The following is a 26,802-nucleotide window of genomic DNA, read 5'->3' as shown; positions in this document are numbered from 1 at the left end:
ATAATTTAACTGTGCAGCAAGATTGGGCACCCCGCAAAGGTGTTGAAAAAAGGCATAAAAAAGAAGGGTTTCCGGCTATTTGTTCAATCGGTTGAACGGATCCCGGGACGGATAAATGGCGCCGGCCGGGAATATTTATCCAAAAAATTTGCCCCGCAAGCGCATTTGGCCTATTTTTATTATTTACATCAACACTGTATTGTTGACCGTTATGAAAATAAAAACAGTCTTACTAACGCTTTTGTATACCCTTGCTGCCGCTGATCTCCATGCTCAACAGGATGGCTTTTTGTCTTTCAGCGCGCCCCAATACCTGCCCGAAACATTTTACCAGACTTTTCGTAACGATTTACCGGTTTATAACGGGCGCCTGTACCAGGGATACCTGCCCACCATTACCGGAACACCTTTCGTGGACGAAGATCAGTGGATTGGAGGGGTCGTTTTTTTTGACAGCACCTGGTATAAAGACCTGCAACTGAAATATGATGCGGTAGCAGGTGAATTACAGGTCGAAAATCCCGCTAAAATGCCGGTGATCCTGCCCAATAACCGGCTTTATGCCTTTACACTGGGCCAACGGAAATTTGTACAACTGGGCATGGGCAACAACAACCAGCTATCCACGGGCTTTTATGAAATCCTGAGTGAGGGAAGATTAACGGCTCTTGTGCTGCGCAGGAAAACGATAAAAGAAACAACCGGTCAATCCGTGGTAGAGCGGGAATTTATATGGGGCAACCGGTTCTTTATCCATAAGGATGGTGTGTTTTATCCTGTAAACTCAAAGAGAAATTTATACGCAATCATAAAAGAGAAAAAAGCGGCCATCCACAAAGCATTAAAAAGAAACGATATCCGGTTCAGAAAAAATCCAGAAGCTGCGATCAAAATGGCAACTCAACTCTATAACCAGGACTAATGTTAAACAGGCTATTTATATTCATCATTTGTTTTAACCTGTGCACCGTCGCTTCAGCAGTGGCTCAAACAACAGCGCCGGGCCCCGTCAGCACAGACAGCATTCCTGCAACGGCTTATTTTTTGCAGCTGGAGCAACAATCAGGATATTATTTTTATTACGACCATACGCAGGTGGATTCGATAAAGATCAAACGGCCCGAAGAAACCGGACCATTGGCCACCGTATTGCAAAAGGCGCTGAACAGAACGCCACTGACCTATACCATCGATGATCATGAAAAGAAGGTATACATTACCGGTAACCTGAGGGTTCAGGTTGTTTTGCCCGCCGGCATGTACCGGCAAACCGGCAAAGCGGCGCCTTCTCTTAAACCGGCACCGGTAAGCGATTACGGGTTAAGCGATAAAGAAAGAAGAAGCGTTACTTCAGAAGAACGGGTCTATGAAATCGGCAACCGGAATGCGCCCCGGCATCCGCAGGCATTGCTGACCGGCAATGTAAAAAGTGCGCGTACCGGCGAGCCCTATCCTAACGCTTCCGTGGCCATCGATAACGAATATTTTACCAACGCCGATGCCTATGGTAATTACTCCTTAAGCATTCCACCCGGAAAGCACGTTCTTAATATTATGGGGCTGGGCATCCGGGAAACCAACCTGAACCTGCAGGTATATGCAGACGGGCGTATGGATATTGCTGTGCAGGAGCAGGTACCTACGTTAAAGGAAGTGGTTGTTTCCTCTACCCAAACGCGGAATGTCCGCAACGTACAAATGGGTGTATCCCGTCTGAGCATCCAGGAAATAAAACGCATTCCTACCGTTTTTGGCGAGGCCGATATCCTGCGTGCCATTACCACATTGCCTGGCGTAAAAACAGTAGGCGAGGCCAGTACAGGCTTTAATGTAAGAGGCGGCTCCTCCGACCAGAACCTCATTTTGTTCAACGATGCCACTATTTATAACCCGTCGCACTTTTTTGGCATGTTTGCAGCGTTTAACCCGGAGATTGTGAAAGATGTAGAGCTTTACAAAAGTTCTGTACCGGCCAAATATGGCGGCCGGCTTGCCTCAGTACTGGATGTAAACAGCCGGGAAGGAAATAAGAAACAGCTCACCGGTTCTGCCGGCATCGGGTTGATCACCAGCCGTCTTCAGCTGGAAGGTCCGATCGTAAAAGATAAAACCTCCTTTATTTTTGGCGGGCGTACCACCTATGCCAACTGGCTGATCGATCTGCTGCCCAAAGAATATGATAAAAGCAGGGCCTCCTTCCAGGATCTGAACCTGGGCATCAGTCACCGGATTGATTCCAGCAACAATATTTACCTGAATGCCTATTACAGTAATGACCGCTTTAACCTGAATAATGATACTACCTATGGGTATACCAACCGGAACCTGTCGCTGAAGTGGAAGAAAAACTTTACCCGGCGGTTACAGGCAGAACTGATCGGGGGCTACGACTATTACCGGTACCGCATCAACAGCGATTCCAACGTGGTCAACGGATTCAAACTGTTTTTTGATATTCGGCAACTTTACGGCAAGCTGAATTTTGTATACTTCCTCAACCAAAAACATTCCTTCGATTTTGGTCTCAACTCTTTGTCCTACCTGCTCAATCCCGGAACCTTTGATCCGGCCAGTGACCGGTCGCAGGTAAGGCCCGACACAGTGAGTGCACAGCGGGCATGGGAAAATGCAGCTTATATCACTCACCGGTTTAATGCAACCGGCCAGCTTTCCTTCAGTACCGGTATCCGCTACTCCTTTTATTCGTATCTAGGTCCGCAAACCGTTAGCTATTACCGCGAGGGGCAGCCAATAACCGATGCAACCCGAACAGGAACCACTACCTACGGCAAAGGAAAGTTCATCAACAATTACCAGGGGCCGGAGATCCGCTTTTCCATGCGTTATGCCTTTACGCCCAGCTTCTCCGTAAAAGCCAGTTACAACTCCTTACGGCAATACATTCATTTGCTATCGAACACCACGGTGATCTCTCCCACCGATATCTGGAAGCTGAGCGACCCGAATATCAAACCCCAAACAGGCGACCAGTTTTCTTTGGGCTTTTATAAAAATCTTAAATCCAATACCATCGAAACCTCCGTTGAAGTTTATTATAAAAACATCAAAAATTACCTGGATTATAAGCCCGGGGCCACACTGCTCCTGAATCACAATATCGAAACCGATGTGATCAATACAAAGGGGAAGGCATACGGGGTGGAGCTCCTGGTAAAAAAACAAGTGGGCAAACTGAATGGATGGATCGGGTATACGTACTCCCGTATCCTGCTTCGGTCTACCGATCAAAGCCTTGGCTCTTTAGTCAACAATGGCGATTTTTATCCGGCCAACTATGATAAACCGCACGATATAACGATCGTGGGTAATTTCAGGGTTAACCACCGGTTCAGTTTGTCGCTCAATTCAACGTACAGCACCGGCAGACCCATTACCTACCCGATCGGCCGTTTCTATTACCAGGGAGCGGAGCGGATGCTGTATTCGGACCGGAACCAATACCGGATCCCCGATTATTACCGGACTGATTTTTCTATGAATATCGACGGAAATCATAAAGTGCATCAGAAAACCCATAATTCCTGGACCATTGGCGTATACAATCTCCTGGGAAGGAGGAACCCCTATTCGGTATACTTTGTATCGGAGAACGCGGTTGTAAACGGGTACAAGTTATCCATTTTCGGAAGCGCCATACCATTTATCAACTACAATATTCGCTTTTAAAATGAAACAGGGATATTTCTTACTGCTGCTGGTCGTCACCCTTCTTTGCTCCTGTAAAGACCGGTATTACCCGAACATAGACTCAATAAATACCAATTATCTTGTGGTGGAAGGCACCCTGATCTCCGGAAATGCAACAACCAACCTGCAGTTGTCCAGAACCACTCCGCTCAATGGAAGCAAAGGATTGTTACCGGAAGCGAACGCTACGGTTACAGTAGAAGGGAGCGATAATTCGGTAAAAAATTTAACCATGGGCAATGCCGGCAATTACCAGGGCGTATTGGACCTTTCGTCCGGTAACCGTTACCGCGTGCGGATCCGGATCTCCGGCGGCAAAGAGTATCTGTCGGACTTTGTGCCCGTAAAAACAACGCCCGAAATTGACAGTATCGGATTTAAACAAAGCGATAAGGGCGTTCAATTATATGTAAATACACATGACGCCAGTAACAGTACGGTGTATTACCGTTGGGATTATGACGAAACCTGGGAGATCCGCAGCGCTTACTACTCGGGATTAATTTATGATGCTGCTTCAAAGGATTCGGACCCCTTCGGTGTGCGCCGTCGCCGGTTTCCGCAGGAAGAAGTATTTTATTGCTGGAAATATGGAAAGTCTTCCAATATTTATATCGGCAGCTCCGCAAAACTCACCTCCGACGTTATTTACCAGCAGCCATTGAACCTCATCCCTTCCGGTAACGAGCGGCTTTCCGTTAAATACAGCATCCTGTTACGGCAATATGCAATGGACAAGGCCGCCTACGAATTTTATGATCTGATGAAAAAGAATACGGAATCCATCGGGGATATTTTCGGTCCCCTCCCTTCTGAACTAAGAGGAAATATGCATTGCGTCAGCGATCCGAAAGAGATCGTTATCGGGTATATTTCGGCAACCGAGCCCAAACAAAAACGGATATTTATAGACAGTCCGGCGGGATGGGCATTTCAGCAATATTGCGTAACAAATTTTGTGATCATGAATGCAGACAGTACCCGAGAGGCATTTGCTACCGGGGCCGCGATTCCCATTGATTATACATCAAGGGCGGAGGACAAGGCCGACGGATATCTTTCATCCTCTGCTACATGTATTGATTGCAGAACCAGGGGTGGCAATACACAAAGACCGGCCTATTGGCCTCAATAATTCAGAGCGAACATGAATATGATGATACATTCTTTTTTTTGTGGTTCCAGGCTGCTGCTCATTGCCCTTTGCCTGCAGCTGCACCTGATAGCACCGGCGCAGCCTCAAAAGAGCGGGCCGGCTCCGGAGATCATCTTTGTTCACAGCGACAAAGAATCTTACCTGGCGGGAGAGCTCGTATGGTTTAAAACCTACCTGATGCATGCCGGCACGCATACCCTTACCGATTACAACAGCATTGTGTACCTGGAACTGCTGAATGATAACGGTGTGGCCGTGATCCAGTCGAAAGTACCCGTAGCCGGGGGTACCGGAAAGGGAAGCTTCTACCTGCCTGTGAATGCCGCCACCGGCGCATATACACTTGTTGCCTATACCAACCAGATGAAGAATGGAGATACCCGGTTTCTGTTCCGGAAAAAACTGCTGATCACGAATACGATCGCCGCCGGTGAGCAAATGCCCCGCCCGGCACCGCCGGAACTGATCCTCAATTTTTTTCCGGAAGGCGGAGAACTGATCGAAGGCCTTTCTTCAAAAATGGGGGTTCAGGTATTGGACCCGAAAACGATAAAGGGATTGCCCGCAACCGGAAGCATTATCGAAAACGGTACGGACACCGTGGCCCGGTTTCAGCTTCTAAAATTTGGGCTGGGCCAGTTCAGCTATACACCGTTGCCCGGTAGAAAATATACAGCGGCAGTATCGGTACCTGGCAAAGGCACCATTAAAAAAGAACTGCCTACGCCCAAAAACAATGGTACTGTTTTAAGTGTTACGGACAACGGAGGCGACGCCTATCTTGTTAAAATAGCAGCGCACCAGGCGGCAGTGCCGCAAAAAATGGTGTTGGTGGCACACAACGAACAGAAAAACACCTTTGCAACGGAAGTAGATCTGCAGACCAACAATACGGCTGAAATTACCGTAAGCAAAGCAAAACTGGGAAAAGGTATTACCTGTTTTACCCTGTTCAATCAAAACCGGAAACCGGTAAACGAGCGGCTGGTATTTATTCCTTCAGCCATCCCGCCCAGGCAAATTACCATCAGTACCAACGGACAGCAACTCCCGGTAAGGGACAATGCCGGTATACAGCTGATTCCCGCAACAGGCGGAGACGGTCAGGATATTATACAGGGCTCTCTTTCGGTTTATGCCATGGATCAGCATGCAGAAACATCCGGTATCGGGGAATACCTGCAGCTTACAGCCGGCCTGTCAGGAAACATTGAGGAACCCGGCTTTTATTTCACGCCCGAAGCCGCACAGGGAAATGCGATCGAGAACCTGATGCTGGTAAATGGTTGGCGGCATTTTGATGCCGGTACGCCTGTTTTTGATCCGGCCATAACCTACCTCCCCGAATATAACGGACATGTTGTTATGGCCAGGGTGCTCAACCAATGGAATAATCAGCCGGCAGCAGGAGCCCCGTATTTGTTAACCGTACCGTCTATGCCCTTTGGACTTTATAACGGCACCAGTGATAGCAGCGGTATTGTGCGGTTCAATGTAAAACGATACTTTGGCCCGGGCGATGTGTTCCTGAAACCCACTCCGGCAACAAGCCAGGCGGGTAGTTACAAGGCAGCCATTATCTCTCCGTTTATTGACAGCGCCAACAGGTCTTTTACCCAATTTCCTTATTTGCCCAGTCCTGCAGACAGTGCCCATCTGCTCAAACGCAGCATTGCCATGCAAACAACCAATATCTATTATAAAGACAGGATCAATAGTTATGCAGTTCCCCAGTATGCAGATACCCTGCCTTTTTACGGGAAACCAGAGATCAGTTACTTATTGGATGATTACAAACGGTTTTCTACCATCGAGGAAGTGCTGCGAGAATATGTACGGCCTGTAAACGTAGTGCTGCGCGACCGTAAGTTACACATGACGATCTACGATGAAAAATATCAAACCGTTTACAAATATGCGGTGCTGGTGTTGCTGGATGGGGTTCCTTTAACCGATTACAACAGCATCTTTAACTACGACCCTTATAAAGTTAAACGGCTGGATGTGGTTCCGCGAAGATTCATACTGGGCAGTTCACTTTATTCCGGTGTTGTAAGTTTCCAGACCTATCATTCAAAATTTGACGGATTTGAACTGGATCCCGCAGCGGTTGCCATCGACTATGAAGGACTGCAGCTGCAACGGGTCTTTTATACACCCGTTTATGCCAACGGGGATAAAGGTGATGTGCGGATTCCCGATAACCGGACCACACTGCTTTGGGAGCCGGATATCCGGCTGCAAGGCCGCGAACCATTAAAACTAAACTGTTTTACTTCCGACTTCAGGGGCCTTTATAAAGTAGTATTGCAGGGCATTTCCAGTAAAGGAACCCCCGTTTTTTCAGAAACTACATTTACAGTAAAGTAACCGGTCTTAACGGTGTGCGCTTCCACACTGAAACATAGAAGGCCTATATTTCACGGCGGTGTAATAACGGTATCAGGAGCCTTTCATCCCTGGGTTTATAACACGGTCCCTGGAGGCATTACAGTTGAATTTTTCGTGCCACGCTGTTGCTATTGATCAGAAAATACTTTTCTTTCCCCGGCCGCCCAAACCAATGGCGCCCAGCAGCGAACGTACAATGGTATTTCCTGCTGTACGGGCCATACTTTTTACGATCGGATTATCGAAAAAGCCTTTTTCCTCCGCTGCTCTTGCCGGCTTTTTTTCTTCCTGCTGCTGTGCCGTTTTCTCAGCTGCTTCATTCAGCTTCCGCGTGAGGATCTCATAGGCACTTTCATTGTCGATTTCCTCGTTATAATGCGCGGCAATTTTTGATGCAGTCGTAATTGCGTTGATTTCCATATCCGTCAAAACATCCATACGGCTTTGCGGGGCCCGCAACATACAATGCACCAGTGGCGTAGGCACCCCCTTTTCATTCAGCATGGTGATCAACGCTTCCCCGATACCTACCTGTGTCAGCAATTCATCCGTTTGATAAAAGGTACTGATCGGATAATTTTCTGCGGTTTGCTTGATCACCTTCCGGTCTGCGGCCGTAAAAGCCCGCAAGGCGTGCTGTACCTTTAAACCCAGTTGTGCCAGTATGGAAGCGGGTACATCCATTGGATTTTGTGTACAGAAAAACACGCCCACGCCTTTCGAACGGATCAGTTTCACGATCGTTTCCAGCTGGTTCAGCAATGCCGTACTGGCTTCATTAAAGATCAGGTGCGCTTCATCAATAAACAATACCAGCTTGGGCTTATCCAGGTCACCGGCTTCAGGCAGGGTGGCATACAATTCTGCCAACAGTTGCAGCATAAAGGTAGAAAACAGTTTGGGCCGATCCTGCAAATCCGTAACCCGCACAACGGAGATCATACCCCGCCCGTCATTGCTGATCCGCATCAGGTCTTCTACATCAAAGCTGCGTTCGCCAAAAAACAGGTCGGCCCCCTGCTGCTGCAGTTCAATCACTTTCCTAAGGATTGTTCCTGTAGAAGTCGTGGATATTTTTCCATAGGTCTTTTCAAGCTCCGCCTTTCCTTCATCACTTACGAATTGCAATACCTTAATAAAATCTTTAAGATCCAGCAGCGGCAGCTTATTATCATCGCAGTATTTAAAAATAAGGGCTACAAATCCGCCCTGGGTGTCATTTAAATCCAGGATCTTCGAAAACAGCACCGGGCCAAATTCGCTTACGGTGGCCCGCAGCCGGGTACCTTTTTCTTTACTCAACGTAAGGAATTCGATCGGGTATGCTTCGGGTTTAAATTCAATACCAAGCAGCTGGCACCGTTCCGTAATTTTATCATTTACGGTACCGGCAGCCCCTATCCCGCTCAGGTCGCCTTTTATATCCATCAATAACACTGGTATGCTTGCATCACTCAATCCTTCTGCCAGCACCTGCAGGGTTTTTGTTTTACCGGTTCCTGTAGCCCCGGCAATCAATCCATGCCGGTTCAGTGTTTTAAAAGGAATGTTTATATCCGCTTCCGGTACAACAGCTCCATTTAAAATGGCCCGGCCTATTTTATAACTTTCTCCTTTAAAGGTATAGCCATCTTTTACGGTCTGCAAAAATTGAGTGGTATCCGCCATAACTAAATATTTGGTATTGCAATATTCCTTAAGTTTTTTGAAAAAAAGAATAAAATTCCTCATCTGCAGGAAATTTGAATGCATGCTTGTTTGCATGGCTCTAAAGCTAAAAATACGTAGAAATACGGTACGAAAAAGCGCAGATATACGCAGACGAAGGCTGCCCGCTTCTGGTAGTTTTGAATTATAAACGCATTTATTAAAACAGTTATTATGAAAACAAAACTTTACCTTTTAGTGATAGTTGTAGCAATGATCGCCGGTTGTAAAAAAAAGAAAGAAGATATACCGGCTCCTTCTGTGATCGGCTTTTGGGAGGGCAAATACGGTAGCGGCAGTGCCGTGCCTAATAAACCCTATTTTTTCCTCTACCGTTCCAATGGCACCGTACGTGTATATGCAGATGCCAGTGATACCGCCACGGCAGGCAAGGCAGAAGGTACCTATATTGTTACCGGCACCACCATAAAAACAACCTACACCTATCCGCCCAGTACTTCCTACTCAACAACCGCTGCTGTTGATGCTGGTTTTACAACGATGGACGGAACCTGGGGATCGGGCGCAAACACGAACGGCAACGGCACTTTCCGCATTTTTAAGAAGTGATGCAGTCTTCCGTAACAGGGTCACTTTTAACAAAAAATTCGTTTCCATTTGTTAGTGTATTAAAAAGCATTAACTTTATTTGCCATCTAATAACATAAACACAGCAACATGGAAACAAAAAAACCCAGAATATTATTGTGCGAAGATGATCCGAACCTCGGCAATGTGCTGAAAAATTATCTGGAATTGAATGATTATGATGTGACCCTGGAGCGGGACGGCCGGTTGGGACTGGCAGCCTTTCAGCGTGAAAAATTTGATCTCTGCCTGCTGGATGTAATGATGCCGCATATGGATGGTTTTACCCTTGCAGAAGAGGTACGCAATGTAGATCCTGATATTCCTTTGTTCTTCCTGAGTGCCAAAACCATGAAAGAAGATATTATACAGGGATATAAACTGGGTGCGGATGATTATATTACCAAGCCTTTTGACAGCGAGGTGTTGTTGTTAAAGATCAAAGCGATCCTTAAACGAAACGAGGAACTGAATAAAGAAACAGAGAATAAAGAATACCAGCTTTCCAGTTATCATTTTAATCCCAAGCTGCGGCAATTGACGCATAACGACAACACGCAAACACTTTCTCCAAAAGAAAATGAGTTGCTGAAAATGCTGGCGGAGCATTTAAACGACCTGCTTCCCCGTGAGCAGGCATTGAAAAAGATCTGGGGCAGCGATACGTATTTCAACGGCAGAAGTATGGATGTGTATATTGCCAAGCTGCGCAAATATCTGAAAGATGATGAAAAGATTGAAATTGTGAATATTCACGGAAATGGTTTCCGGTTGGTTGTGCAGGATTGATTTTTTTAGATAACCTATTTTAAGCCTCTATATCTGCCTGTCGGATATAAGAGGCTTTTTTTATGGAATAAACATTATAGTTCTCTCCCTGCCGAAGCATTCTCAGGACACCACCGTATATATTCACGAACAAAATGCCAATAATGCCCTCCTGCAATTACAAGCACCCATCCACCATCATTGCTTACCTGTTCTACTCTTAGATTTTGATTAGCCCCTAGGTAAAACTGGGTTTGGCTGCTTTTCCATGTATTATAAACGATAAGCGGGATAATTTTAAATTTTCTTCGGGATACAAAAAAATTATTCTTTATTCTTCCCTTGATGAATTCTCTGGAAATACATGAATCGTCCAAAAAATTTGCAACGAGTATTTTTGTCTTGTTAATCGCAATTATGTTACATGAAATCTTATGAAATCCCGAAGTCTCTTTTTTTTCCTTCAAGATTGTGTTCTTTTCAACATCAAATGATTTATATAATAAATAGGTTCCTTCTAAAGATTTTGTTGAAGAAAGGGGTGATATCTCTTCAAGTTTCTGTTGCTTTATCGAAACACAACTAAACAGGCAGGTCATCATCGCCCCATATAGAAACGAAACGATCAAGCGCCCTGGTATCCTATTACAAATCAAGTGCTAAATTTTGTGAATTCCCCCTATTGGGCTTTTTACCCAAATGCTCATATGCTTTATGCGTTACCTCACGTCCCCGGGGGGTTCGTTGTAAAAAACCTTCCTGTATTAAAAAAGGTTCGTATACTTCCTCAATAGTACCCGGTTCTTCTCCCACCGCAGTAGCAATGGTGGTAATGCCCACTGGTCCGCCTTTAAATTTTTCAATAATGGCCAGTAAAATACGGTTGTCCATTTCATCAAGCCCATATTCATCTACGTTCAGCGCTTTCAGGGCGTGCTGTGTAATGCCCACATCAATGATACCATCGTTCAATACCTGGGCAAAATCGCGTACCCGCCTTAAAAGTCCATTGGCGATCCGTGGGGTAGCCCGGCTCCTGCCGGCTATTTCAGCCGCCGCATCTTTCGATATTTGTACACCCAGTATTTGCGCTGCCCGGAGCACGATCTTTTGCAATGTTTGCGCCGAATAATATTCCAGGCGTGCTTTAATCGCAAAGCGCGACAACAGCGGTGCCGTCAGCAACCCGCTCCGGGTGGTAGCACCTACCAATGTAAACGGGTTCAGGGAAAGCTGAATACTCCGGGCATTGGGCCCGCTATCCAGTAAAATATCCAGCCGGTAATCCTCCATCGCCGCATATAAATATTCCTCAACCACCGTGCTCAGGCGGTGTATCTCATCAATAAACAATACATCATTGGGTTCCAGGGAGGTTAGCAATCCCGCCAGGTCACCGGGTTTTTCAATCACCGGCCCGCTGGTTTCTTTGATGTTTACGCCCAATTCATTGGCCACAATCCTCGACAGGGTGGTTTTTCCCAACCCGGGAGGACCATGAAACAGAATATGATCCAACGCCTCTCCCCGCATTTTTGCCGCCCGTATAAAGATCACCAGGTTCTCCACCAGCTGCGGCTGACCGGCAAAATCTTTGATATGGCCCGGGCGGATCGTATTCTCAAAATCGCTTTCCACAGCGCTCAGCCCCTGCTTTTCTTTATTTAAATTGGGATTATTCATCGTTGCCCAAAGATATCATAAATAAAAATGAAGCAGGAGACCTTCAACAGAAGCGCATGATTTTTTTCATCAGGGCAACCGGATCATCTTGCCGCACTTCCAACACTTTTATAACAAGAAAATCAGCAAACTAATAATCAATCAGTTAGAGCCTAAAATGTAATCGTTTTCAGGAAAATCAACCAGATCTGTTTCGTTTTTTGTATTTTGCCCGTCTTAGTAGAAAAAGCAGTTATGCGATTCTTTTTTTATTTATCTGTTTTACTTTTATCGCTGGTACAGTGTAAAAAGATGGGGGAGACCGGACAGGCCCTTAACTATGACCAAAGTCCTAAGGGTGCCGCGGGCGCTACTGGCGCTACCGGTTCAAGTACGGCCTGCCCCGGACCGAATTGTACTTCCGTGCGTTTTTATGTAGAGCTTACCGATAAAAGTTCCGGCGCCAACTATATCAGCACCAGTAATATCACAGCAGCCGATATTGAGCTCCGGAGTGCCTCCAACCAGCCGATCAGTTCCAATATCTCTGTGGCTTCACCGGGGGATCTGAAGAATGTCATTATTTTCCCGATGCCCGACAGAACACGGTTTTATCTTAAAATAAAAACCAGTCTTTTGCTCGAGGTATCTTATACATCCACATTGAACAGTGCCGGAATATATGAAATCAGCCAGGTAACCGTAAAAGATCACAGTGCTACGTTTGAAAAAATTGCCGGAGGCGGTATTTTAAGAATCAGCATATAACCTGCTTATTTCTTCGAAATATTGATCACATTCATCACTGTGGTTGTTAGCTCTCCATTACGCCGGTAAATAATCTTTACTTTTCCATAGGTTGATTGCAGTGCCTGTTTCAGATCATCCAGCTGCAGGCCAAACCGGTTATTGATGGCCAGGATCTCATCACCTTCCTTTAACCCGGCTTTTTCTGCAGGAGAACCCGCAGGTATCTTTCCTGTAACGGCCGCTCCGTTGATAAGGTATAGCTCAATACCAGAGTATGCATAGTCGAAGGGGGACGTAAAAAAACGATTGGGGGTCAGGTGGATCTGTTGTTTCTCATAGTTCAGGATCACATTAAACCGCCGGAAGATCTCGTTCCCGATCAGTCCGCCCAATGAAGGATAAGAGGTTACATTGTAATCATCACTAAAAATATTTACCGGCACATTCCGGAACCGGTATGGACCAATGCGGAGCGATTTCATCACCGTCAGGTACATATCTACTCTTCCCCCCAATCCTTCTCCCTGCTTCAGATGCCGCTTACGTTTTGTTTTCAGGAATGCGCTGTCATTTACAAAATCGTCGGAAAATAAAACAGTAAGACCGGCTCCCAGATCAAACAAATAATTGAATCCGCTTTTGCGGCTATCACTGATCGTTGATTTTAAATAGGGCAGCATCCGTATATAGGGACGCATCAGGTACCCGCCTTTGGGATATTTGATGGACCCTTTTGTAAAAAAACTGATCTCCTGTTTTTCATAATTGATCTTCAGAATATAACGGCTCAGGACAGAATACCCGATAATGCCATCGATCTTTTGCCCGTAAAGAGAAGCCAGCACTTCGTAATCAATGATGTGAAAATCCAGGCTGTCGATCTCATATCCGCCCAGGTGCAGGCTCCGGTTCTTTAAAAAGCCTACTTTACGCACACCGCCAATGCCCCGTATGATCCGCTCCGGGGGGCCTGGCTTCAATCCCAGGCTTTCCACGGTGGTAGAGTCCAGCGAAATACCGCCACTTCCTGTATCCAGGATAAAATTGAGCGAATCTTTAAAATTGTCCAGGAGCGCCCTGAATACGATCACCCCTCCGGTAAACTGTACAAAGGGAATGGTGACGAGGTGTTTGCTGGGCGGGTCTATAAATTCTTCCTGCGCCTTTATATTCAAAAAGCAGCAGCAAAAGAGGAGCGTACAGAGTAAACGCAATCGTACCATTCATTAAGATTAACCAGCCCGTTGGTTAAAGTTAGTAAAAAATCAGTCACGAAGCTGCCAGGCAGGACTCTGCGCTCTTAATGCATGGATCGTATCTGTTACAAAGCGGATGGTGTGATCGATTTCTTCAGCCGTAGTGTAACGGCCGCAGCTAAACCGGATAGCAGCTTTTGCCAGGGCGTCCGGTACCTGCATGGCTTTTAAGACATAGGAAGGATCCAGTGAGCCGGAGGTGCAGGCAGACCCCGAAGAAACAGCAAGATCTTTATTCAGTGCTGATAAGATTTCATTACTGTTCAGGTAGCCAAAAGAAGCATTACATACCTGGGGTAGCCGTTCAGATGCGGTTCCGTTGATATATACATCAGGGATACGAAGAAGCGCCGTTTCCAGCTGATCCCTGAATGTTTGAAGACGTATGGCTTCTTCCTCCATAGCAGCCTGACAAAGTGCGGCCGCTTTTCCAAAGCCCACAATGCCTGGTACATTCAGCGTACCACTCCTTACCTGTTGCTGCTGCCCGCCACCGGTGATTTGTGCAGCCAGTTTCACACGCGGATTTTTCCGGCTTACATAGAGCGCGCCCACACCTTTGGGACCATATAGCTTATGACTGCTCAAGGCCATTAAACCTAAGCCAGCTGTTTTTACGTTTACAGGTATTTTACCAACAGCCTGCGTGGCATCCGAAAAAAACAATACCTGGTGTTCGCGGGCAATGGCGCCGATTTCATGCACGGGCATTACCACGCCGGTTTCATTATTTGCCCACATTATTGCAATAAGGATCGTGGCCGGTTTAATAGCTGCTTTCAGCGCCGGCAGGTTGATCTGACCATTTTGATCCACCTCCAGATAAGTTATTTCTGTACCTCGCTTTTCCAGTTCCCGGCAGGTATCCAGCACGGCCTTATGTTCTGTTTTTACCGTAATGATATGCCGGCCGGATCCCGCATATAAATCGGAAATGCCCCGCAATGCGAGGTTGCAGCTTTCAGTAGCTCCGGAGGTAAATATAATTTCTTCCGGCCGGGCCCCAATCAATGCCGCTACGCGCTGCTGCGCCTCCTCTATAGCAGCTTCAGCCTTCCATCCAAAAGAATGGCTTCTGCTGGATGCATTTCCATAATACTGTGTAAAATAGGGCAGCATGGCTTCTATCACCCGCTCATCACAGGCCGTAGTGGCGCAGTTATCAAGATATATCGGGAACCGGAGCATATATCAACTAGAAAGCGCTGCCGGTTTGTGTCAACAGCGCTTCTACTAAATTAAGGAAATTATTTGGCGGGAGGCTCGTCCAGCGGGATCTTGTTCCGGGCAGCAAATGCTTCCCGTTCTTTAACAAAGGCATCATCAGCCAGGGTTTCTTCTTCCTGCAGCCTGATAATCAGTTCATTTACCTTATTATCCGCCAGGGACGAATCTTTTACTTCTTTATAAACCCTTGCAATTTCTGCGTAAGAACCGCTGATGGACCGTTTATAAAAATCGGCAAGCCGAATGGCCGCATCGCGGTAGCTGGTATTTCCTTTGTAATCCGGAAGTTCTTTGAGGTTGGCAGTTACAGAGTCGATCTGTTGTGTAAACCGCCCCAGGTCCGTTGTTACCGTATCATCACCGCCGGTTGCTTTCTGAACGGCAAATAAGGTTTGCTGCATCTGTTCAATGCGGGAGATGATATACTGATCATAGTCTCCGGCCTTTGCAAATCCTTTTTTTCCGGCTTCTCCGCAGGCAGTAAGGCCCGCAGCGAACCCGGCAAAAAGTATGGCCATCATAAAAAAAGATTTCATTTGCATAATTGAAGGTTTAAATGACCGTGCCTCTGGCAGTGAACGGTTTCAGGCGAACCGGGAATATACCGGTGTACGTTTTCGCATAAAAAAATACTTTATGCCGGCCGTTTCAGGAGGTACGAATGATTGGGTTTACAGGCCTTCCTCGTTATTATTAATTCCAAGGGAACCTACAGCGAGACTGGCCGCTATCTGGGAGGCATCCTTTTTATTAAATGCTTTTCCCTGTGCTATTATTTCCCCATCAACAACTGCACCAATTGTAAATAACCGCCGTCCATTTTCCAGTTTTTCTTCAATGGTTACAAATTCAAGTGTTTTTCCCTGCTTGTTGGCCCAGCCGTATAGCTTGTTTTTATGATTAATTTCCCGCAATTCCAGTTCATCCATGAACATGTGCGGAGCAATAATATAATTGTACACCCACTTGCTGGTTTTTTTATAGCCAAGATCCAGGTAAATAGCACCTACCAGGGCTTCCAGTGTATTTCCAAAGATATGGCTGCCTCTTAACGTATGATCCTGTTTGTTGAAATGGGCAATTTTTTTCAGGTCCATTTTCAGGGCTACTTCGTTCAGCTGCTGGCGGTTTACCATTTTACTGCGCATTTCGGTTAAAAAACCTTCTCCCTGATAGGGATAGCGTTTAAAAAGATAATCGGCTACCAGTGCACTTAACACGGCATCTCCCAGGTATTCCAGCCGCTCATTGTTTTCGTCTACGTTTTCCCCAAGCGAACGGTGGGTAAGCGCTGTTTTGTATAAAGAAATATTATCGGGTGCAAATCCCAATATATTGCGTAACTGCTTTTTTAAAGCGGCATCATTTTTTCCCTTAAAAATCCCTCTTATAAAATTCACAGATGACTATGAATATTTTTTTACAATGACACAGGCATTATGACCGCCAAACCCAAAGGTATTACTCAGGGCCACATTGATGGTGCGTTCCTGTGCCTTGTTAAACGTAAAGTTTAATTTCGGATCCAGTTCGGGGTCGTCGGTAAAATGGTTAATGGTAGGCGGTACAATGTTATGTATAACGCTTTTGATACAAGCAATGGCTTCAATCACTCCGGCTGCGCCCAGGCAATGGCCGGTCATACTTTTGGTAGAGCTGATGTTGAGCTCATATGCATGTGCACCAAATACTTCAAGAATGGCCTTTGTTTCTGCAATATCACCCAGCGGCGTGGAAGTGCCATGTGTGTTAATATAGTCTACATCTGTGGGCTGAATGCCGGCATCTTTCATGGCCTCGATCATTACATTCTTGGCCCCCAGTCCTTCGGGATGTGGAGCGGTTATATGGTGCGCATCTGCAGTAGCTCCACCACCGATCACTTCGCAATAAATGCGGGCTCCGCGTTTTTTTGCGTGCTCCAGCTCTTCAAAAATCAATACGCCGGCGCCTTCGCCCATTACAAAACCATCCCGGTCTTTGTCATAAGGACGGCTGGCGGTTGTGGGGTCATCGTTGCGCTCGCTCATGGCCTTCATAGCGTTAAATCCGCCAACTCCGGCTTCACTGATCACGGCTTCACTGCCCCCGGTTACAATAATATCGGCCTTGCCCAAACGTATCAGATTGATGGCATCAATCATAGCGTTGGTACTGCTGGCGCAGGCGCTTACCACAGAATAATTTGGTCCGCGGAGATTGTGGCGCATACTGATCTGCCCTGCCGCAATATCCAGGATCATTTTTGGAATAAAAAAGGGATTAAAACGGGGCGTGCCGTCACCTTTTGCAAAATCCATTACCTCATGCTGGAAGGTAATCAACCCTCCGATACCGCTTCCCAATACCACACCAATACGGTCCGGGTTCATATTCTCTTTTGTAAGACCGGCATCTTTAACAGCCTGATCACTGGCTACCAAAGCAAACTGGGTGAACCGGTCTACCTTACGGGCTTCTTTTTTATCAAGAAACTGCGTAGGGTCAAAATTCTTTACCTCGCATGCAAATCGCGTTCTGAATTTACTGGCATCAAATAAGGTGATCGGCGCTGCACCAGAAACTCCATTAATCAGCCCGTTCCAGTATTCATCTACTGTATTTCCCAACGGTGTTAATGCGCCCATCCCGGTTACAACGATCCTTTTAAATTCCATAAACTGGTTGTCCTTATTTTTTATGATAAAACCGCCTTTGTATATGGATGACCACAGTCAAAGGCGGTGTATGAGTTGTTTTACGTTTAAAGCCAAGTTGGCTAGCCAATAAACTACTTGGCGTGCTCTTCCAAATAAGATACAGCCTGACCAACAGTAGTAATTGTTTCGGCTTGCTCATCTGGAATAGAAATATTGAATTCTTTTTCAAATTCCATGATCAGTTCAACGGTATCCAATGAATCGGCACCGAGATCATTTGTAAAAGAAGCTTCATTCGTTACTTCTGCTTCGTCAACGCCCAGTTTGTCAACGATGATTTTTTTAACTCTTGATGCAATGTCTGACATATCTTATTAATTTAGTTATTGGTGCAAAAATAGAGTTTTTGACCAAAATTGCATCGGAAAGAAAAAAAAAACTAAAAATGCTCCGGAACACCTAAAAATCCTTAATTTACGATACAAATTCCAGCTTTTAGCCACCTGTGATCTTCATCAAATCTTAAACCGTTTTATGGCATTAAAAATTATAGATCATGGTTCAAAAGAGTACCAGCAAATGGTTGACCTTCGTAATGAGATATTACGGAAACCATTGGGGTTGCTGCTGACCGAAGAAGATCTTAATGCCGATAAAAATCATATCCTGATCGGTGCTTTTGAAGATGAAAAAATGCTGGGATGCTGTATGCTGGTGAAGCAACCCGGACAAATCGTTTTACTGCGGCAAATGGCCGTAATCTTCGACCTCCAGGGAAAAGGCATCGGCCGGGCGCTGATGCAGTTTGCCGAAAACATTGCCCGGGATATGGGTTACCGTGAAATTTCGATGCATGCCCGCAAAAACGCGGCCGGTTTTTATGAAAAGATGGGGTATCGTGAGTCCAGCAATGAATTCACCAATCTTACCATCCCCCATATTGTCATGAAAAAATACATTTAAAGAGCGACTATTTCCGCTGTAACTTATCCATCAGCAGGTGCCGGAATTTGGATACTTCGTCACTGTCAGCGAAGGCCGACTTGGGCACCAGCAAGAACGATCGTTCGTCAAAATACAAATGAAAGAAATGCGGACTTTCCCGGTATGAATGCAGGGCGGTGTAAGGCCAGCTCCGTTTACCCTTGGTATGTTCCAGGGTAAAATCAACATCGCTGAAATACATGGTAAATTCATGCTGAAAGGTTTCGGCGCGCCGGTACACCACACCGGGCAGAATGAACCATAGGCTAATCATCAATAACAGCCATAAAAAAGAGTTGATGAGGAAGGCAACCGGGGTAATCTTATGCAGTGCATACAGCACCAGCGAAAGAATGGCAAATACATTTACCAGGATGATCATGATCCGGATTTCCTTTTTGGAAATAAAATGATAGCGCAGCGCCTGGATCACCTGTTTTTTATCGTAACCGAAGTGGATGGTCATTGTGTACTTTTTTGGGTATTTGCCGGGGCTAAAGATAAGCGTAAAACAGAAAAACCACCCGCAGGTTTACCCATCCGTTTAAAATAAGAAGCGAACCCATAATACAGGTTCGCCTCCGGAATTTATTTTGAGCCGTTTTAATTAACGGTTCATCATCGATTTTGCTTCCATGCTTAATGTAGCATGTGGCACCGCGCGTAAGCGGGCTTTGTCGATCAGGTGACCGGTTACCCGGCAAATGCCATATGTTTTGTTCTCCACACGCATCAATGCCTTTTCCAGGTGATCGATAAAGGTGATCTGGCGGCTGGCCAGCTGGCTCAGCTGCTCGCGTTCCATGCTCACACTACCGTCTTCCATGGTCATGTAACGGCCCTCATCCATGTCGCCGCCTTCATCCCGGCGGGTGATCAACCCCTGCAAATAGGCCAGTTCTTTTTTTGCCGCATCCAGTTTCCGCAGGATAATTTCCTTAAACTCTGCCAGATCACTGTCTGAATAACGGATCACGGAGGTTGCTTTTTCGAATGCAGGAGTATCCAGCACGCTCTTTGTAAAATCCGGCTGATATTTTACCGAACTTTTTGTAGACAATTTTGGAACTACTACTTTTTTAGGAGCTTTTGCTGTCTTTTTATCTTCTTTTGTTTCTTTTTTTGCCACGCTTTTTTCTATTACAGGTACCAATTCTTTAACAGCCGGTTTTTTTGCCGCTGCTTTTTTTTCATTCACCGGAGCCGGAGTTGCTTTATTGCCCGATTTAGACGCCACCTTTGCCGGTGTTTTTGCGGCTGGTTTCGAAGCTTTTACAGGGGCGGCACTTGCCGGCTTTGCAGGTGTTTTTGTTGTTTTGCTGCCAGTTCCACGCACGGATGCTCCACTGCGCGCAGGAGTTGCCTTCTGTGTTGTTTTGCTGCTGGCGGCGGGTTTAGCTGCTGCCTTTACCGGAGTTTTAGGTTTGCTGGCTTTCCCGTTTGAGGCGCTTGCAGACTTTGCAGGGGCTTTCGCTGCTTTCCCTCCGGCTGCTTTTGCAGCTTTTGCGGGAGCAGCTTTAGTGCTGGTAGCGCGGGCAGGCTTTGCTGCGGTTTTCTTCTTTGTAGCCATGTTGTTACCCTTTTTTTGTTACAATCGTATATAACTGATGTTCGTTCACTTCAATTTCGGTTCCGCCTGCTGAAATTGGACTAAATTCCAGCTCATCTGCCAAAATTTCTGCGCAAATATAGTCTTTATACGTGGTTAACGAATTTTTTAATGTAGGATTTGTGTCAATTTGTACCTTGATCCGGTCCGTTACATCAAAATTACTGTCCTTCCTTATTTTCTGGATCCGGTTTACAAATTCACGGGCATCTCCCTCCTGTTTCAGGTCTTCGGTTATCGTGATATCCAGGGCTACGGTTAACGGGCCTTTGTTGGCTACCGTCCATCCCGGAATGTCTTCGCTGCTGATATCCACTTCATTAAGCTGGATGAGCACTTTTTCACCATTGATATCCAGTTCTATCTGGCCATTCCGCTCCAGGCTGCTGATGTCTTCCTGGGTAAAAGCAGCAAGAGCGCCGGAAACCGCTTTCATTTTAGCGCCCAGCTTCTTACCCAGCGCTATAAAATTCGGTTTGATCTTCTTTTTGATAAATCCTTCTGTATCAACCAGGTATTCTACATCCTTGATATTTACCTCCGATTTGATCAGCTCTGCTACTTTTTCCAGCTGTTCTTTCATTGCCGGATTTAGAACCGGGATCAATACCTTATGTAACGGCTGACGCACTTTAATGTTCACTTTTTTACGCAGGGAGAGGATTAGCGAGGAAACATCCTGGGCCAGCTGCATCCGCTCTTCCAGCTTTTGGTCCATCAGCGTTTCGTCCGCCTTTGGAAACAGGGCATGGTGTACCGATTGTACGTTGTACCGTTGAGCAACCTCATTCAGGTTACGGAATACCGCATCACTGAAGAAGGGTGCCACGGGTGCCATCAGGCGTACCACGGTTTCCAGGCATTCAAATAAGGTCTGATAAGCGGCAATTTTATCTGCTTCATACTCCCCTTTCCAAAAACGGCGGCGACAAAGCCTTACATACCAGTTACTTAAATGTTCGTCTACAAAATCTTCGATCAAACGGCCAGCCTGGGTAGGTTCATAGTCGTCCATGGCGGCCGTCACTTCTTTTACGAGCGTATTCAGTGAAGAGATGATCCAGCGGTCGATCTCCGGACGTTCTGCTACCGGAATTTTGGCTTCATTATAGGTAAAGCCATCTACGTTGGCATACAGGGCAAAGAACTGGTAGGTATTATATAAGGTACCAAAGAATTTACGCTGTACTTCTTTGATACCATCGATATCAAATTTCAAATTATCCCAGGGGGAAGCGTTTGTAATTAAATACCAGCGGGTTGCATCTGCCCCAAAGGTTTCAATGGTGGCAAAAGGATCTACTACGTTGCCCAGGCGTTTGCTCATTTTGTTACCGTTCTTATCCAGCACCAATCCATTGCTTACCACGGTTTTAAAGGCCACGCTGTCAAATAACAGGGATGCAATGGCATGCAGGGTATAGAACCATCCGCGGGTTTGATCTACCCCTTCGCAAATAAAGTCTGCAGGGAAATTGGTATCAAACGGCTGGTTGAACGGATGCGGATCTCCCGCCTTTAATTTTTCATAATTTAATCCCCACTGGGCATAGGGCATGGCACCACTATCGAACCATACATCGATCAGGTCCGGTTCCCGGCGCATGGGCTTGCCGGATTCACTAACCAGCACTACCTCATCTACATAGGGTTTGTGCAGGTCCAGGATACCATCGTGCAGGTAATGTTTGTTCACATCGCCCCCCAGCACTTCACTGGCCTTCCGGATCTCGTCGTTCAACTCTTCTACCGAGCCAATGCATTTCATTTCAGTGCCATCTTCTGTTGACCAGATGGGTAATGGCGTTCCCCAGAAACGGCTGCGGCTCAGGTTCCAGTCTACCATATTCTCCAGCCAGTTTCCAAAACGGCCCTCCCCTGTTGATTTGGGTTTCCAGTGGATGGTTTTATTCAGCTCCACCATCCGGTCGCGCAGCGCCGTGGTTTTAATGAACCAGGCATCCAGCGGGTAATACAGGATGGGTTTATCGGTACGCCAGCAATGGGGGTAATTGTGCTCGTATTTTTCTACCTTAAAAGCGCGGTTTTCTTTTTTTAGTTTTACACTGATGTCTACATTCACATCCACATAATCCTGCTCATCTTTATAATCTTTTACATAGCGTCCGCTGAACTCGCCGGTACCTTCAATAAATTTCCCTTCGCGATCTACCAGGGTCAGGATACCGATATTGTTTTTCTTTCCTACCTTATAGTCATCCGCACCAAAGGCCGGCGCGGTATGTACGATACCCGTTCCATCTTCGGTGGTCACAAAATCGCCTACCATCACTTTAAAAGGAGTGGCACCGGGCGTGATTTCCTGTATTTTTTCCGGGGAGTTCGATTCAAATGGCAATAATTGCTCGTATTTCAGACCATCCAGCTGGCTACCCTTGAATTCTGCAAGGATCTTCCAGGGCAACAGCTTGGTTTCCGCGGTATAGTTTTCAAAATCACCGTTCTCGCCTTCAGGCTTAAAATATTTTGATATTAACGCTTTGGCAATCACCACATTTACAGGGAGATGCGTATAAGGATTGAACGTCTGTATCAGCGCATAGTCGATATTGCCGCCTACGGTCAACCCCAGGTTGGAAGGCAGGGTCCAGGGCGTGGTGGTCCAGGCCATAAAAAACAGGTCTGAAGGCTGATGGCTGTCAGCTGTCAGCTTAAACAGGAATGCACTTTTTTCATTGTGTACCGCCTTAAATAGTACCGTAGCACTGGTATCTTTTACATCCTTATAAGTTCCCGGCTGGTTCAGCTCGTGTGAGCTTAACCCGGTACCCGCCGCAGGTGAATACGGCTGAATGCTGACGCTTTTATACAGCAATCCCTTGTTAAACAATTGCTTCAGCAGGTACCAAAGCGTTTCAATATATTCGTTCTTAAAGGTAATATAGGGGGCGTTCAGGTCTACCCAATACCCCATTTTGCGGGTAAGGTCATCCCATTTGTCCTTAAACCGCAGTACGGCCTCGCGGCATTTCTGGTTGTATTCCTCTACGGAGATTTTCTTTCCAATGTCTTCTTTGGTAATGCCCAGCTCTTTTTCAACGCCCAGTTCCACAGGCAACCCGTGGGTATCCCAGCCGCCTTTGCGTTTTACCTGGAATCCCTGCATGGTCTTATACCGGCAAACCAGGTCTTTGAGCGTGCGCGAAATAACGTGGTGAATACCCGGCATACCGTTGGCACTGGGAGGGCCTTCATAAAAAACGAATGACTCAGCACCGTCCCGGAGGGATACACTTTTCTCAAATGCCTGCTGTTCATTCCATTTCGTCAATATCTCCTGCTCTATGGAAGGCAGGTTCAAACCCGAATATTCTCTGTATTTCACACTCATAGTAGGTAAAAAATGAGTGCAAAGGTACGAATTTTCGTTGTGCAATAGGCTGTGCGAGACTTCAAGTCTCGCACAGCCTATTTTTTCTTCCTCAACTTCCAAAGCACCTCTATAAACCGGTCCACATCTTCACAGGTGTTATAAAAGGCCAGGGAGGGGCGTACCGTGGTTTCCACGCCCATGCGACGCAGGATGGGCTGTGCACAGTGGTGGCCCGTTCTTACCGCAATGCCTTCGTCATTTAACGCTTTTCCTACTTCATCATTGCTGTACCCATCCATGGTAAAAGAAAGTACGCTTGCTTTGTGTGCCGCCGTTCCGATACGCCGTACCCCGGGGATCTGTTTGATCAGCCCCGTGGCATATTCCAGCAGAAAATGTTCGTACTGCCCGATGTTCTCCATCCCGATCCGGGTTATATAATCCAACGCCGCTCCTAGTCCAACGGCATCTGCAATATTTCCGGTTCCGGCTTCAAAACGGCCGGGAGCATTGTGATACCGGATCTCCTCAAAGGTTACATCCTGTATCATATTGCCCCCTCCCTGCCAGGGCTGGGTGGCGTTCAGCAGGCCTTCTTTTCCATATACTACTCCAATGCCGGTTGGCCCAAATACTTTGTGTCCGGAGAATACAAACCAGTCAGCATTTAATGTTTGCATATTTACGGTCATATGCGATACGGATTGCGCGCCATCTACCAGCACTTTGGCACCAACCGCATGCGCCATGGCTACCATTTGCTGCGCCGGCGTTACCGTTCCCAAAGCATTGGATACCTGAGTAAAAGCCACCAGTTTTGTGTTCGCGTTGAGCAGTTTGGCGTATTCGTCTAACAGGATCTGTCCGTCATCGTCTACCGGAATCACCCGCAGCTTCAGCCCCTTTTTATCCGCCAGCCGTTTCCAGGGTACAATATTGGCGTGGTGCTCCAGGTAGCTCACCACTATTTCATCGCCGCTTTGCAGGTATTGCTCACCCCAGCTTTGTGCCACCAGGTTGATCGCTTCGGTAGCACCGCGTACAAAAATGATCTCGTTTGCTGAACGGGCGCCTAAAAATGCCCGTACTTTTTCCCTTGCGGCTTCGTAGGCATCCGTGGCACGGGCAGCCAGCTCGTGTGCAGCCCGGTGAATATTGGAATTTTCGTGCTCATAAAACCAGGAGATGCGGTCCATGACCGCTTTTGGTTTTTGCGTGGTAGCGGCATTGTCGAACCACACCAGCTGTTTTCCGTTCACCCGCTCATTCAAAATAGGAAAATCCTTTTTAAACAGATGGGCATTAAAAGCAGGTATACCCGCCTGTTGTTTGAGCGCGGTACTGTTCACCTGCGGCTGGCTCCCAAAATAATACGAAGGGACCGCTGTATCAAATCCTGGTAATTGTGGTACAAATGATGGTGTAGTGATCTGTTTTAGCAGCGCGTTTATATCCGCCCAGTAGGGCTGCTCTGCTTCCAACGGCAATGTGGCGGCAGCCGGTGCCGGTTTCGAAGCTCCGGAAATATTGGAATCGGGGAAACCGGTTTCAGGATCTTTAATATCAAAATGCTGCCCCTGCTCCAGGTGGGAGGGCGATGCGCCGCTGCCTGCTACGGAAGCCGGAATCCTTCCGCCATTGGTACTGGTATGTTGAGTGGCAGCCTTATCTTCCTGTGTCATGGGCAAATCAATAAGCGGGGCATAGCTTACCACCGAAGAGGATGCGCCCAGACCCATTGCCGACGGCGGTGTCTGCAACCCGCTGAAAGGATGCTGTGGTACCGGAGGTGTTTGCTGAAGGGCAGTTCCCGACTGTCCGGCAACCAGATCATGATTAGTGGTGCTCAGATCCGGCAGGCCTCCGTTGCCCGCCATTTTTCCGGCCATGGCCATGGCATCCGGATGATCTTTTGGATGAAGCGATGCCGATTGTTGCGCCTGGTCAGGCAAGGCCCTGAAAAACGTATTTGCCAGTTCCTGCAATTGCGTCAGATCCGGCAGCCCTGTTTGTTCATCAATATTTATACTCATGGTATTTATCAATTTCCACATCGTCCAGTACGGCAATGGCATCATCTACCAGCACCGCCAATGAACAATACAATGAAACCAAATAAGATGCAATGGCCCGGTCGTTAATGCCCATGAACCGTACAGACAGTCCGGGTGTTTGCTCTCCCTGCAAACCCGGCTGAAACAGGCCTACCACTCCCTGACGGCTTTCACCGGTACGCAGCAGGATGATCCTGGTTTTTCCATTGACGATCGGCAGCTTATCCGAAGGGATCAATGGAATACCTCTCCAGGTTAAAAACTGGGAGCCAAAAAGCGATATGGTCGGTGGAGGCACGCCCCTTCGGGTACATTCCCGGCCAAAGGCAGCAATCGCCCGCGGATGCAGTAAAAAGAAACCGGGCTCCTTCCATACCTTAGCGATCAGCTCGTCCAGGTCATCTGGAGTGGGAGCGCCTGTGCGGGTCTTTATCCGCTGTCCCTCTGCTACACTGTGTAAGAGCCCGTAACCGGCATTGTTGATTAGTTCGCTTTCCTGCCGTTCCTTGATGGTTTCTATGGCCAGCCGTAACTGTTCCGATATCTGGTTATACGGCTTGCTGTACAGATCCGATACGCGGGTATGAACATCCACGATGGTTTGCACGGCCGCCAGGTTGTATTCACGCGGATTTTCAATATAATCGACAAAGGTTTGCGGCAATATCCGTTCATCCCGGGCCGAACAATCCACTTCGATCTGTGTTGCATTCTTTACTTTATTCAATCGGTATACGCCCGACTCTACCGGCACCCAGCTCATCAACTGCGTTAACCAGCGGGGCGAAATAGTGACCATCTGCGGAACGGTACGGGTGGCAATGGCGAGCTGCCGTGCAGCTACATCGCCCAATGCGGTTTGTTGATGTTTTGCTTCTGCCATATTCTTATGTTTTAGTCGTTTTGTAAAAATGTATTGTTGTTTCGAGACTCGAAGTCTCGAACAGTGGTCTCGAACAGCGACCAGCG

General features: G+C 46.9%; 22 protein-coding genes. 8 read left to right on the top strand and 14 right to left on the bottom strand.

Going from position 1 to position 26,802, the window contains the following annotated elements; translation table 11 throughout:
- Positions 1-211: 211 nt before the first annotated feature.
- From Q1V85_RS04465 to Q1V85_RS04450, 4 genes are read left to right on the top strand one after another with little or no spacing between them, the layout of a single operon-like run.
- On the top strand, positions 212-922 hold the full coding sequence (locus Q1V85_RS04465; RefSeq protein WP_300597868.1) for a hypothetical protein: 711 nt from the start codon (positions 212-214) through the stop codon (positions 920-922).
- The gene (locus Q1V85_RS04460; RefSeq protein WP_300597866.1) at positions 922-3,687 is read left to right on the top strand and encodes a TonB-dependent receptor; all 2,766 of its coding nucleotides are present in this window, start codon (positions 922-924) and stop codon (positions 3,685-3,687) included. Before Q1V85_RS04465 ends, Q1V85_RS04460 begins: the two co-directional genes overlap by 1 nt.
- Before the next feature lies 1 nt (position 3,688).
- Positions 3,689-4,843 carry a DUF4249 domain-containing protein gene (locus tag Q1V85_RS04455; RefSeq protein ID WP_300597864.1) on the top strand — a complete coding sequence of 385 codons (1,155 nt, stop codon included), beginning with the start codon at positions 3,689-3,691 and terminating at the stop codon, positions 4,841-4,843.
- A gap of 12 nt (positions 4,844-4,855) precedes the next feature.
- On the top strand, positions 4,856-7,234 hold the full coding sequence (locus Q1V85_RS04450; protein WP_300597862.1) for a hypothetical protein: 2,379 nt from the start codon (positions 4,856-4,858) through the stop codon (positions 7,232-7,234).
- A 156-nt stretch (positions 7,235-7,390) separates the two neighbouring features.
- Here the strand turns inward: Q1V85_RS04450 and Q1V85_RS04445 are convergent, their stop codons facing one another.
- Positions 7,391-8,923 carry a helicase HerA-like domain-containing protein gene (locus Q1V85_RS04445; RefSeq protein WP_300597860.1) on the bottom strand — a complete coding sequence of 511 codons (1,533 nt, stop codon included), beginning with the start codon at positions 8,921-8,923 and terminating at the stop codon, positions 7,391-7,393.
- A gap of 213 nt (positions 8,924-9,136) precedes the next feature.
- Here Q1V85_RS04445 and Q1V85_RS04440 point away from each other — a divergent pair, with 213 nt between their 5' ends.
- Positions 9,137-9,532, top strand: a complete 396-nt coding sequence (locus Q1V85_RS04440; protein ID WP_300597858.1) for a hypothetical protein — start codon at positions 9,137-9,139, stop codon at positions 9,530-9,532.
- Between the two features lie 108 nt (positions 9,533-9,640).
- Positions 9,641-10,339, top strand: a complete 699-nt coding sequence (locus tag Q1V85_RS04435) for a response regulator transcription factor (protein ID WP_300597856.1) — start codon at positions 9,641-9,643, stop codon at positions 10,337-10,339.
- Between the two features lie 74 nt (positions 10,340-10,413).
- Here the strand turns inward: Q1V85_RS04435 and Q1V85_RS04430 are convergent, their stop codons facing one another.
- Together Q1V85_RS04430 and ruvB are read right to left on the bottom strand one after the other, a co-directional pair.
- Entirely contained in the window at positions 10,414-10,920 is a 507-nt protein-coding gene (locus tag Q1V85_RS04430; RefSeq protein WP_300597854.1) for a hypothetical protein, read from the bottom strand.
- Between the two features lie 43 nt (positions 10,921-10,963).
- Positions 10,964-12,001, bottom strand: coding sequence for a Holliday junction branch migration DNA helicase RuvB (ruvB, locus tag Q1V85_RS04425; protein WP_300597852.1), 1,038 nt, complete (start codon positions 11,999-12,001; stop codon positions 10,964-10,966).
- Positions 12,002-12,235: 234 nt separating this feature from the next.
- Here ruvB and Q1V85_RS04420 point away from each other — a divergent pair, with 234 nt between their 5' ends.
- Complete coding sequence (locus Q1V85_RS04420; RefSeq protein WP_300597850.1) at positions 12,236-12,748, top strand: hypothetical protein; 513 nt, start codon at positions 12,236-12,238, stop codon at positions 12,746-12,748.
- Between the two features lie 5 nt (positions 12,749-12,753).
- On the opposite strand, the gene Q1V85_RS04415 is transcribed toward Q1V85_RS04420, so the two are convergent.
- From Q1V85_RS04415 to Q1V85_RS04390, 6 genes are all read right to left on the bottom strand, one after another.
- Positions 12,754-13,953, bottom strand: a complete 1,200-nt coding sequence (locus Q1V85_RS04415; RefSeq protein WP_300597848.1) for an aspartyl protease family protein — start codon at positions 13,951-13,953, stop codon at positions 12,754-12,756.
- A 42-nt stretch (positions 13,954-13,995) separates the two neighbouring features.
- The gene (locus tag Q1V85_RS04410; RefSeq protein WP_300597846.1) at positions 13,996-15,174 is read right to left on the bottom strand and encodes an aminotransferase class V-fold PLP-dependent enzyme; all 1,179 of its coding nucleotides are present in this window, start codon (positions 15,172-15,174) and stop codon (positions 13,996-13,998) included.
- Between the two features lie 59 nt (positions 15,175-15,233).
- Positions 15,234-15,755 (bottom strand): hypothetical protein, encoded by a 522-nt coding sequence (locus Q1V85_RS04405; protein ID WP_300597844.1) that lies wholly within the window; start codon positions 15,753-15,755, stop codon positions 15,234-15,236.
- 129 nt (positions 15,756-15,884) lie between these two features.
- Positions 15,885-16,613, bottom strand: coding sequence for a ribonuclease III (gene rnc / locus Q1V85_RS04400; protein WP_300597842.1), 729 nt, complete (start codon positions 16,611-16,613; stop codon positions 15,885-15,887).
- A 6-nt stretch (positions 16,614-16,619) separates the two neighbouring features.
- A complete protein-coding gene (fabF, locus tag Q1V85_RS04395; protein ID WP_300597840.1) occupies positions 16,620-17,870 on the bottom strand; it encodes a beta-ketoacyl-ACP synthase II in 1,251 nt (416 codons plus the stop codon).
- A gap of 113 nt (positions 17,871-17,983) precedes the next feature.
- Positions 17,984-18,220, bottom strand: a complete 237-nt coding sequence (locus Q1V85_RS04390) for an acyl carrier protein (RefSeq protein ID WP_008587437.1) — start codon at positions 18,218-18,220, stop codon at positions 17,984-17,986.
- 166 nt (positions 18,221-18,386) lie between these two features.
- Between Q1V85_RS04390 and Q1V85_RS04385 the strand changes: the two genes are divergently transcribed.
- A complete protein-coding gene (locus Q1V85_RS04385; protein WP_300597831.1) occupies positions 18,387-18,815 on the top strand; it encodes a GNAT family N-acetyltransferase in 429 nt (142 codons plus the stop codon).
- A 7-nt stretch (positions 18,816-18,822) separates the two neighbouring features.
- Here Q1V85_RS04385 and Q1V85_RS04380 read toward each other — a convergent pair whose 3' ends face one another.
- From Q1V85_RS04380 to Q1V85_RS04360, 5 genes are all read right to left on the bottom strand, one after another.
- Positions 18,823-19,302 (bottom strand): YcxB family protein, encoded by a 480-nt coding sequence (locus Q1V85_RS04380; protein ID WP_300597830.1) that lies wholly within the window; start codon positions 19,300-19,302, stop codon positions 18,823-18,825.
- A 141-nt stretch (positions 19,303-19,443) separates the two neighbouring features.
- A complete protein-coding gene (locus tag Q1V85_RS04375; protein WP_300597828.1) occupies positions 19,444-20,406 on the bottom strand; it encodes a TraR/DksA C4-type zinc finger protein in 963 nt (320 codons plus the stop codon).
- A gap of 4 nt (positions 20,407-20,410) precedes the next feature.
- On the bottom strand, positions 20,411-23,797 hold the full coding sequence (gene ileS / locus Q1V85_RS04370) for an isoleucine--tRNA ligase (RefSeq protein WP_300597826.1): 3,387 nt from the start codon (positions 23,795-23,797) through the stop codon (positions 20,411-20,413).
- Positions 23,798-23,874: 77 nt separating this feature from the next.
- Positions 23,875-25,812 (bottom strand): family 2A encapsulin nanocompartment cargo protein cysteine desulfurase, encoded by a 1,938-nt coding sequence (locus Q1V85_RS04365; RefSeq protein ID WP_300597824.1) that lies wholly within the window; start codon positions 25,810-25,812, stop codon positions 23,875-23,877.
- Positions 25,796-26,716 (bottom strand): family 2A encapsulin nanocompartment shell protein, encoded by a 921-nt coding sequence (locus Q1V85_RS04360; RefSeq protein ID WP_300597822.1) that lies wholly within the window; start codon positions 26,714-26,716, stop codon positions 25,796-25,798. Before Q1V85_RS04360 ends, Q1V85_RS04365 begins: the two co-directional genes overlap by 17 nt.
- Between the last annotated feature and the right edge of the window lie 86 nt (positions 26,717-26,802).

It is taken from the genome of Niabella sp., assembly GCF_030150205.1.
In the GTDB taxonomy this organism is placed as follows: Bacteria; Bacteroidota; Bacteroidia; order Chitinophagales; family Chitinophagaceae; genus Niabella.
Note: the sequence above shows the minus strand (reverse complement) of the source record. Positions and strands in the feature narration are given on the sequence as shown.